The organism is Bradyrhizobium sp. KB893862 SZCCT0404 (assembly GCF_018130885.1).
GTDB lineage: Bacteria > Pseudomonadota > Alphaproteobacteria > Rhizobiales > Xanthobacteraceae > Bradyrhizobium > Bradyrhizobium stylosanthis.
This window is the reverse complement of the sequence record NZ_JAFCLT010000004.1, coordinates 562,993-574,084: the sequence shown is the minus strand read 5'-3', so window position 1 is coordinate 574,084 and position 11,092 is coordinate 562,993. Positions and strand designations below refer to the sequence as shown.

The window sequence follows — 11,092 nt, the reverse complement described above, 5'->3', positions numbered from 1 at the left end:
CCCTTTCCCGTGTAGGTCTGCGTGCTCCGCGAGAACTCGCCCTCGACCGTTCCTGCGAGCGAGAAGCCATTCCGCCATGCCATCTCGGCGCGGCCGCCGACCAGTGCGGAATCGGCCGCGGGGCGCGCGCCGTTGACAGTGAAGGCGGCGCCGGGGAGGGTCTGGAAGGCGGCGTTGACGAAGCGATTGGTGTTGGTGTCGTGGGCCCAGGCGAGCCGGCCGCGCAAGGTGAGCAGGCCATCGCTGACCAGGAAGCGCTGGTCGGTACGTGTGCCAAGCTCGGTACGGACATTGGTCGTGTCCTGCGAGCTGTAGGCGAGCGCGAACTGGTTGCTGCCGACGAGCGCGGTCTCGCCGTAGCCGGGCAAATGGATTGTGACGGCCTGCACCGCCGCGTAGGGCGTGACGCCGAAGCTGGAAGCGGGGACGGGGACGAAGCGCCAGCCCGTCTCCAGGCGGCCGGCAAAGGTGCTGGCCTTGAAGTTGGCGGTGAGCTTGTCGGTGCCTGCGACCGTCACGGTGCGGTCGGTGGTGACATCCTGCCAGCCATAGGCGAGGGCGGCGGAGAGATAGGCGGGGCCAAAATTGTGCCGGGCATAAAGGCCGGCCTGGAAAATGTCGGCGCGGCCGCTGCCGAGCGCGTCGGCGACCGAGAAATTGAATCCGCCACCGCCAAGTGCGAAGCCGACCAGCGTATTTGGCGAGACGCGGTAGTCGGCGCCGACCGCGGTGCCGTAGATGCGGCTCGTGGTGGTGTTAGAGCCGGCCGTAACGTTGCCGTTCACCGTGCTGGCGCCGCCATAGCCGGCGGCCCACACGCCCCAGCGCCGATCGATGGCATCGCCGCTCGTCCCGCGCGGCGTCACGGCGGCATAGGCCCGGCGAACCCTGGCGTCGCGCGAGCCGCTTGCAGCATAGCCCAGCGATCCGCCATCCGCGCTCGTGCCGCGCTCGCCATCGCTCCCACCGAAGGGATCAAGCATGTTCAAAAACTGCTGCGTCGCGTCGAACGCCGCCTGCGTACCGGCGGCGCCGGGCTGGCCGGAGATCTGGCCGAGTGCGTGGTTGAGCTGCGCGCCATTCAAATTGAGCAGCGCATCGAAGCCGGCCGGCGGCGTCCCGCCGTTCGCGGCCACCGCGTTGATGGCTCCGGCGACGCCAGTCTGGTTGCCGCCCATGCCCGCCGGCAGCGCGATCCTGCCGGGGTCGAGCACGAGATAGACGCTGTTCAGATCGTAAGTGAGGTGCGGATTGCGTGCACTCGATGCAAAGGTGGCACCGGCGAAGGTGCCGACCAGCCCGCCGGTCGCGTTGAGAATGGTGTACTGGCTGCGGAAGCTGTTGAGCGAAGCGACCACCTGTAGAGTCGCGCCGGTGAGCGTCGCGGTGCCCGTGACATGGGTGCGTCCGTTGGCGCTGGCCGAGATCTGGACATTGTAGAAGCTGCCCGCGCTGAAGGCGAGGTTGCCGCTGACAGTCAGGGTGCCGGTCGGATTGCCCGGTGCGAGCGTGCCGCCGCTTGCGATTGTCGTGTTGCCGACGATGCCGGTGCCGCCGAACGTCGCGCCCGCGTTCACGGTGACGCCGCTCGACGACAGGATCGAGCCATTCACCATCAGCGTGCCGCTATCGACGGTGGTTGCACCGGTATAGGTGTTGACACCCGACAGGGTCAGCATGCCGGTGCCGACCTTCACCAGCGAGGCGCCGGTGCCGCCGCCGGATCCGCCATCGGCAAGCACGCCGGTGACCTCGGTCGACAAATTGTTGCTGCCGACGGTCAGCTCCTTGTTGCCGAGCTGGAAGGTGCCGCTTCCCGCAAACGAGCCGGCCGTTAGCCTGTCGTCGGCGTTCGAGCCTGACGATCCCGAGAAATCGAACACGGCGCCGGGCGCGGTGGCGATGAGCTGCGCGTCGCCGGCGGTCGAGTGATCCTTGAACACGACGCTGTTGCTGCTGGCAATCGTGGCGCTTCCGGCCGTGGACGTCGCTTTAAATGTTATCTCGCCGTCGTTGACGATCGTCGCATTGCCTGCGGTACCGCTGTTGAGGAATTCGATCGTGCCGCCGGCATTGTTGGTGATGGCCGCACTACCGGCCGTGGGGACGTCACCAAAATTGCCGCCCCAGAAACTCATGTGACCGCTGTTGATGACCGTGGCGTTGGCCAACGTGGAGCTGTTGACGATCTCGAGCGTGCCTGCGGCGACGTTAGTGATGCGCGCGCTGCCGGCGCTGGAGTTGGTCCAGAAATTCAGCCTGTAATTGTTGACGATCGTGGCGGTTCCGGCCGTCGTGCTGTCATAAAAGTACATCCAGTCGTTGTTGGTGATCTTTGCGTTGCCGGCCGAACTGCTGTTTTCCAGGTAGAATCCGCCGTTGCTGGTAATGGTGGCGTTGCCGAGCGTGGCGGTGTTCCAGGTCAAGAGGCCACCGTTGTTGACAATGGTGGCGCTGCCTGCCGTGCTCGAGTCCCGGAAATTGAGGGAGTCGTTGCTGCTGACGTTGATGGTGGCGTTGGCGGCCGTGCTGGTGTTGTAGAAGTTGGAGTCCTTGAAGCTTCCGTCGGAAAGATTGATTGTCGCGCTGCCTGCTGAGCTGCTGTTTCTGAAGTCCAGGCCTCCATCGACGGTGGTGATAGTCGCGCTGCCGCCGTTGACGACGATGCCGGCTCCCGTGAAGGTCTGCGTCGACGCGACGGTGAAGGTGTAGTTTCCGGCGTTGATGGTCCAGCCGCCATACGTGCCGGCGCTTGCGGTGACATCCACGGCAGTGATGGTCGACGTTCCAAACGTTGCGGTACCGGTCGGCGCGGTGCCTGTGCTCCAGTTGCCGCCGTTGGTGATGTCGGCATTGGCCGGATTGGCGAGCCACGTGGCATCCTGCGCGCGGGCAGGCGTCGCCTGCGGCGTCCAGGCCAGGGCCAGTGCCGACGACGTCAGCAGCGCAGCCCGCAATCCGCTTGCCGCCCTGAATTGATTGTTGCGCTTACCACGCATAATGGACCGTTCCCTTTCCCGTGTAGGTCTGCGTGCTCCGCGAGAACTCGCCCTCGACCGTTCCTGCGAGCGAGAAGCCATTCCGCCATGCCATCTCGGCGCGGCCGCCGACCAGCGCGGAGTCCGCGGCCGGGCGTGCGCCGTTGACGGTGAAGGCGGCGCCGGGCAGCGTCTGGAAGGCGGCGTTGACGAAGCGGTTGGTGTTGGTGTCGTGGGCCCAGGCGAGCCGGCCGCGCAAGGTGAGCAGGCCATCGTTGACCAGGAAGCGCTGGTCGGTGCGGGTGCCGAGCTCGGTGCGGACATTCGTCGTGTCCTGCGAGCTGTAGGCGAGCGCGAACTGGTTGCTGCCGACGAGCGCGGTCTCGCCATAGCCGGGCAAATGGATTGTGACGGCCTGCACGGCCGCGTATGGCGTCACGCCGAAGCTGGAGGCGAGGATGGGCGCGAAGCGCCAGCCCGTCTCCAAGCGGCCGGCAAAGGTGCTGGCCTTGAAGTTCGCGGTGAGCTTGTCGGTGCCCGCGACCGTCACGGTGCGATCCGTGGTGACGTCCTGCCAGCCATAGGAAAGTGCCGCCGAGAGATAGGCGGGGCCGAAATTGTGGCGGGCATAGAGGCCGGCCTGGAAGACATCGGCGCGGCCGCTGCCGAGCGCATCGGCCACCGAGACGTTGAAACCTGCGCCGCCGAGCGCGAAGCCGACCAGCGTGTCCGGCGAGAGACGATAATCGGCGCCGGCCACGGTGCCGTAGATGCGGCTGGTGGTCGAGCTCGAGCCGGCCGTGGCATTGCCGTTCAACGTGCTGGCGCCGCCATACGCGGAGGCCCACACGCCCCAGCGCCGGTCGATGACATCGCCGCCGGCGTCGCGCGGCGTTACCGCGGCATAGGCTTCGCGGACGCTGGCGTCACGGTTCTCGACGCTGTCCCCATAGCCCAAGGCTCCGCCGTCGGCGTCGCCCGTGCTGCGTCCGCCGTCGGTGCCGCCATTGAGCGGATCGAGCATGCCCAGGAACTGCTGCATGGCGTTGAACGCGGCTTGCGTGCCGGCGGTGCCGGGCTGGCCCGAAACCTCGCTGAGGGCGCGCTTGAGCTGGGCGCCGCTTAGGTTGAGCAGCGTGTCGAAGCCGCTCGACGGCGCCGCGCCGCCCTCGACGGCGTTGTTGATTCCGCCCGCGACGCTGGTCTGGTTGCCGCCCGTGCCTGCCGGCAATGCGATCTTGCCGGGATCGAGCACGAGATAGACGTTGTTGAGGTCGTAGGTGAGGTGCGGATTGCGGGCGGGGCTGAACGTGCCGGTGACGGTCAGCCCGGCGAATTGCGTTCCGCCAAGCCCGCCGGTCGTCTTGAGAATGGTGAAGGTCTGGCCGCGGAAGCTGCCGGGGATCGCCACGGCCTGCACCGTCGCACCGGTGAGCGTCGCGGTGCCCGTGACGTTGGCGAACGTGGCGGCCGAGGGGTTGACCTGCACCAGATAGATCGCGCCGGAGGCGAATGCGAGACTGCCGGTGACGGTCGCCGACGTGCCTGCGACGGTGGAGCCGGGCGCATAGGTGCTGCCGCTATTGACGTTCAGCGTGCCCGTCGAGCCGGCGCCGGTGAAGATGCCGCCGTTCACCGTGGTCGTTCCCAGGATCGAACCCGAGTTGGTGGTGGTACCCGAATTGTTGATCAGGCCGCCGCTCAGCGTGCCTGAATTGGTGACGGTGCCACTGTTGGTGACAAGGCCCGATACCGTGCCGCCGGCGTTGTTGACGAAGTTGCCGGCGGTCGCAATCGTGCCGGTCCACACCGCGTTATTCGTGATGGTGCCGGTGTTGCTCGCGACGTCTGCGACGTAGGTGCCGCTGTTGGTGACCATGCCGGCGTTGTCGAGGGTGTCGTTGATGCTGCCGCTCGCGGACACCACGATGGTGCCCGACGAAGTGTTGACGATGCCGGCGACTGTCGCCGTCAACCGTCCGGTACTGGCGACCGTGATCGCGCCGCTATTGGTGAGAAGACCCTGAATGGTGTAGTCGCCGTTCGCGTTGATCGCCAGTGTCGCGCCATGGGCGTTGGCGAAGGTCGAGTCGCTGACGACGGTGCCGCCGACATTGAATACGCCGTTGGCATTGTTGGCGATGGTGCCAATGACCACGCCGCCATTGGCGTTGACGGTGGCGGTGTTGGTGAGGCCTCCGGCAATGCCGTAGGTGGTCGTGAGCGTGCCGCCGGAATTGTTCACGCCATCCGCGAGGATGCCTGTATTGATGGTGGTTCCGGTGTTGGTGAAAAAGCCAACGACGCCGCCGTTGTTGATGAAGGTCGCCGCGTTGGTGGTGCCGCCCGTCGTCGTCACAGAGCTGTTGTTGGTGAAGGTGCCGGCATTATTGGCAATGCTGCCCGCACTCAAGGCCCTGTTCGCGGAGACGGTGATCGCCGATGCCGAGGTGGAATTGTTGGTGAGGGTGGTGATGCCGGTGAAATCGCCGTCGGCGACGGCGAGCGTTCCCGTGCCGTTGTTGGTGAAGGCGCCGTTGGTGGTCAACTGGCCGATCACTCTGAACGAGCCAGTGCCGCTGTTGACAATGCCATCGTTGATGATGCCGCCCGCTCTCACGGTGCCGGTATTGGTCAGGCCACCATAGGTACTGCCGTAGTTGCTGAAGGTGGCGCTGTTGGTGATACCGCCCGTCGTCGTCACGGTGCCGTTGTTGGTGAACGTGCCGGCGTTGTTGGCGATGCTGGCGGCGCTGAGCGTCATGCCGGAGTAGACGTTGACCGCCGAGCTTGAACTCGAATTGTTGGTGAAGGTGGTGATGCCGGTGAAGTTGCTGGAGACCGTGAGCGTTGCCGCATCGGAGTTGGTGACGGCGCCATTGGTGGTGAGCGCGGCAAGCAACCCGAAAGACCCCGTGCCCTGATTGACGATGCCATCGTTGATCGCGCCCGCCGCGTACACGGTCCCGCTATTGGCAAGGCCGCCATTGACGGTGCCGGTGGCGAAGAGGGTTCCCGCGCTGCCGTTCGTGACACCTCCCGCCGCCGTCAGCGTTCCCTGGTTGCTGAAGGTGCCGGCATTGTTGGTGATGGTGGTGGCGCTGAGCGTCTTGCCGAAGGAGACAACGACAGCCAAAGCTGATGTCGAATTGTTGGTGAAAGCAGTGATGCCGCTGAAATTGTCGCCGGAGACGGCGAGCGTTGCTGCGCCGTTGTTGGTGAAGCCGCCGTTGGTCGTCAGGGCGCCGGTTACAGTAAACGCGCCCGTGCCCTGGTTGATGATGCCATCATTGATCGCGCCGGCCGCGTTCACGGTGCCGTCATTGGTGAGCCCGCCATTGACGGTGCCCGTCGTGGTGAAAGTTCCCGCGCTGCCGTTCGTGATAACGCCGGTCGCCGTCACCGTGCCGCTATTGGTGAAGGTGCCGGCGTTGTTGGCGATGCTGGTGGCGCTGAGCGTCATGCCGGCAGCGACGGTGACGGCTGAGGCCGACGTCGAATTGTTTGTGAAGGCGGTGATACCGGTGAAATTGCCGCCGGAAACGGCGAGGGTCGCCGTGCCGCTGTTGGTGAAGGTGCTGTTGGCCGTTAGAGCGCCGGTCACCGTAAACGTGCCCACGCCCTGGTTGGCGATGCTGCCGTTGATCGCACCGGCTGCATTCACGGTGCCGCTATTGGTCAGCGCGCCATTGACGGTGCCGGTGTTGGTGAACGTGCCTGCGCTGCCGTTCGTGATGCCGCCGGTCGCCGTCACTCTGCCGCTGTTGGTGAAAGTGCCGGCATTGTTGGCGATGCTGGTGGCGCTGAGCGTCATGCCGGAGGCGACGCTGACGGCGGTGGCCGACGTTGAATTGTTGATGAAAGCCGTAATGCCGGTGAAATTGCCGCCGGAGACGGCGAGCGCCGCCGTGTCGCTGTTGGTGAAGGTGCTATTGGTCGTCAGCGCGCCGGTGACCGTGAACGAGCCGGAGCCCTGGTTGACAATGCCGCCGTTGAGGACGCCGGCCGCATTCACTGTGCCGTCGTTGATGAGGCCGCCATTGACGGTGTCCGTGGTGGTGAAGGTTCCCGCGGCGGCGTTCGTCATGCCACCCGTCGTCGTCACCGTGCCGTTGTTGGTGAAGGTGCCGGCATAGTTGGCGATGGTGGTGGCGCTGAGCGTCCTGCTGGAGAAGACGGTGACTACCGAATTGTTGGTGAAGGTGGTGATGCCGGTGAAATTGCCGCCGGAAATCGTGAGCGTTGCCGCATTGTTGTTGTCGAAGGCGCCGTCGGTCGTGAGTGCGCCGGTGACCGTGAACGTGCCGAAGTTACGGTTGTCAATGCCGCCGTTGATCGCGCCGGACGCACTCACGGCGCCGGCATTGATCAAGCCGCCACTGACGGTACCGGTGGTGATGAACGTTCCTATCCAGTCGTTCGTGATGCCGCCCGTCGTCGTCACCGTGCCGCTATTGGTGAAAGTGCCGGCATTGTTGGCAATGCTGCTCGCGCTCAAGGTCCGGCCCGCGGAGACATCGATCGCCGACGCCGAGGTCGAATTGTTGGTGAGGGTGGTGATGCCGGTAAAGTTGCCGCCGGAGACAGCAAGCGTTGCCGTGTCGCTGTTAGTGAACGTGCCGTTCGTCGTGAGCGCGCCAGTGACCGTGAACGAGCCTGAAGCCAGGTTGACAATGCCGTCATTGACGGCACCGGCCGCATTGGCGGTGCTGCTGTTGATGAGGCCGCCATTGACGGTGCCGGTGTTGGTGAAGGCGCCTGAAGTGTAGATGGTGCCGTTCCAGGTGCCGTCATTCTTCAGCGTGCCCGCGTTATTGTTGGCGGTGCCGTTCCAGGTGGCCCCGCTGCTGTTGGTGATGGTGCCGTTGTAGTTGGACGACACGTTGCCCGACATCGTCGAATTGTTGGTGAAGGTACCGCCGTTGTTGTTGAGGTCGTCGCTGAATGAGCCGTTGTTGGTGATCTGACCGGAATTGTTGACGGCGCCTGCAACCAGGCTGCCGCCCGCGCTGACGGTGATCGTGCCGGCGTTGGTCACCGTGCCGGCTGCGCTCAAGGTGCGTCCGCTCGAGACGCTGACCGATGAGGTCGTGTCCAGATTGATCGCGCCAACACCGGTGAGGTTGGCGTTGGTCACCGCCAGCGAACTGCCCGAGAGCGTGATCGCATTTCCGTTCAGCGCGCCCCGTACCTCGAGCGACGAGTTGCTGGCGGTGAGGCCGCCCGCGATATTGGATCCCGCCTGCAGGATCAGGCTGTTGGCGCCGCCGGTAAAGGCGATGGCTGTGGACCCGGAAATCGAGCCGGAATTGGTGATCGCAAGATTTTGTCCGGCGATGCCGATGCCGGTGCTGCCGGGGACTCCGACGTTGACTTGAGGAAAGCTGTCTCCACCCAGGCCGCCGGAGCCGCCCGCAATCGTCCCTTGATTGGTGATGGTGGCGCCATTGCTGTTGCTGACAGTGATGCCGTTGCCGCCATTGCCGCCTACACCGGCATAGAGGTAAGAAGCTCCGGCATTGCCAACCGCGGTGCCGCCGACACCGCCGCTTCCACCTTTCACGGTGACGCCGCTATTGACGGTCAGCGCGATGCCGGTATTGGCGCCGTCGACGATGATGCCGCTGCCGCCGCCGCCGCCACCGCCACCGTCGCCCACGGTATAGAGATAGAGATTATAAGGCTGTCCTTTGCCGCCATTGCCGCCATTGCCGCCGGTGGCGTTGGCGCTGATAGTCGTCGCGCCCGACGCGCTGATCGTGGTGCCGGCGCCGCCCGCGCCGCCGCCGCCGCCACCCACGCCGCCGCCGTTGGTGCCTGCCCCACCTCCACCCGAGCCGCCGCTGTCGGATGCACCGCCGCTGCCGCCATAGCTGCCGCCTCCGACAAAGCCGTCACTGCCGGCGGTACCTGTCGACGTTCCGTTGCCCGCCAGCCCCGCGCCACCGGCGGTGCCACCGATCATGGTGCTGTAGTAGCTATATGCGTCCCCGCCATTGCTACCGTTTTGCCCGGTCGACTGGGCGAGCGCGGGGGCCGGGGCAGCCAGGGTAGCGACAAGGGCGGCGCCCACCAGCCGGGATCGAGCCAGCGTCGATGACGTCAGCAGCGCGGCCCGCAGGCGGCGGGTCGCTTTGAAACAATCTTTCCCCGTCCTCACGACGTCCCCCAGCACGCAGTCCCGAGTCCTTGACTGGATTCATCGCATCGGGCCGGGGTGGTGTCCTGATAAGGGCGCGGCTAGGTTCTGAAAGTTTCTGATATTTCGGTTTCAGGCCCGATTTTCAGGCATGTTCGGCAGACTTCCATTATATGAGCGCCCTGGGAGACGCTTTGGGGGATCAGTTGCTTCGTTTTGCCGGCTTCGAGCTGGACCAGCAGCGCGCGGAGCTGCGCGGGGCCGATGGCACGCCGATCAAGCTCAGGCCCAAGACCTTCGAGATGCTGCGGTTGTTCGCAACCAGCGGCGGCCGGGTGTTGAGCAAGCAGGAGCTGATGGAGGCGGTCTGGCCGAACGTCCATGTCGGCGAGGACAGCCTTTTTCAATGTATCCGGGAGCTGCGGACCGCGCTGGGCGACGAGCGGCGGCAGATGATCAGGCTCGCCTCCGGCGGCGGCTATTTGCTGACGGCCGAGGTTCAGGCCGAGGCGGAGGTTGAGCCGGTTCAAGCCGAGGCTGTGGTCGAGCGAGAGGCCTCAGCGGAGGCTGAGGCGATCCCGAGGCACACACTGGCGCCGCGCTCCGTCTTTCGCCTGCGTAGCCCGGCTATGATCGGTGCGGTGATCGCGTTCTGCGTCGTCATCATCGGGCTTGCGGTCGCAGCCCCGGTTCTGAAGCCCGATTTCCTGTTCAAGCGCCCACCGCCGCGGATTGCCGTGATGCCGGTCGTTGATGCCAGCAACGACCCGCGCGGCGCGGCCATGGCGGCAGAGGTCACCGGCCGTCTCACCGATGGCTTTGCAAGGATCCGGAACATCAGCGTGGTCGCGCCGCGCGCGACGTCGGGCGTCGAGAGCGCAAGTGCGGCGGCCGCATCGCCCGATTACGAGATCCGCGGCGAACTGCAGCGCGGCGATCAGGGCTGGACCTTGCGGGCCCGCATCATCAGGACCGGCAGCGGCGAGGTTCAATCGGTCGCGACGGCTTCGGTCGGTGCCGACGAGGTGGATGCGCAGCTTCAGCAATCGCGCCTCGTCGCCGGCGTGGGGCATGTGCTGGCGCGCCGCCTCAACGAACTGCTGGAGCCCAGCGCCTCGCCGGCCTCAAGCCGGACATCGTCCGCGGGCGGCGACAAGGTCGCCGTCGAGCAGGCGCTCGCCTCGATCAACCAGACCACGCGCGAGCGCTTTGGCGCAGCGCAGAGCATGCTGCAAAAAGCGCTGGACGACGATCCCCGGAATGTCGATCTCGCCGTCGCGCTGGCCTCGCTGCAGATGCGCGGCATCCAGATGGTCTGGTTCAGCCCGGAGGAGGCTGTGACGGTCGAGGCGAAGGCCAATGCGACGCTCGAGCAGGCGTTGCGGGCGAAGCCGAATTCCATTCCGGTGCTCGAGGCCCATTGCCGCTTCCTCAGCGCGACCAATCATTTCGTGGAAAGTCTCGTCACCTGCGCCAAGGCGTTGAGCTTCGATCCGTGGGACGGCTCCGCGTTGTATCTGGTCGGCCTCGGGCAGATGTTTCTCGGCCGCTTCGACGATGCGCTCGCAACGTTCCGGCAAGCCGATCGTTACGATACGCCGCCGGCCTCGCGCTGGACCTGGCTGCTCGGCGCGGGCGTGACCAATCTTCTGATGGAGCGCAACGAGGATGCGGTGTCCTGGCTGCAACGCTCGATCGCCATCACGCCGGCGACCGGCCGCTCGCACATGATCCTCGGCGCCGCCTATCAGAGAACGGGCCGGTTCGCAGAGGCGAGGGCGGCGATCGAGGAGGGGCTGAGGCTGCGCCCCGGTACGACCAAGCTCAGCGTTTCGCCGCCGAGGAAGAACTTGAGTCCCATCTATGTCGCCGCGGGCGATCGGCTCGTTCAGTCCATGGTCGACGCGGGGCTGCCGGAGCAGTAGGGCGGTGCGAGCCGCGCCGTCGTCATGCCCGGGCTTGTCCCGGGCATCCA

3 protein-coding genes are annotated in these 11,092 nt (G+C 65.7%); 1 reads left to right on the top strand and 2 read right to left on the bottom strand.

From position 1 onward, the window contains the following. Together JQ617_RS20575 and JQ617_RS20570 are read right to left on the bottom strand one after the other, a co-directional pair. On the bottom strand, positions 1–2,999 hold a 2,999-nt coding region (locus JQ617_RS20575), incomplete at its 3' end, for an autotransporter outer membrane beta-barrel domain-containing protein (RefSeq protein ID WP_212027874.1). Continuing rightward, complete coding sequence (locus JQ617_RS20570; RefSeq protein WP_212027901.1) at positions 2,989–9,051, bottom strand: hypothetical protein; 6,063 nt, start codon at positions 9,049–9,051, stop codon at positions 2,989–2,991. The genes JQ617_RS20570 and JQ617_RS20575, both read right to left, overlap by 11 nt. A gap of 272 nt (positions 9,052–9,323) precedes the next feature. On the opposite strand from JQ617_RS20570, the gene JQ617_RS20565 reads away from it, so the two are divergent. Further along, the gene (locus JQ617_RS20565) at positions 9,324–11,042 is read left to right on the top strand and encodes a winged helix-turn-helix domain-containing protein (protein WP_212027873.1); all 1,719 of its coding nucleotides are present in this window, start codon (positions 9,324–9,326) and stop codon (positions 11,040–11,042) included. Positions 11,043–11,092: the final 50 nt, after the last annotated feature.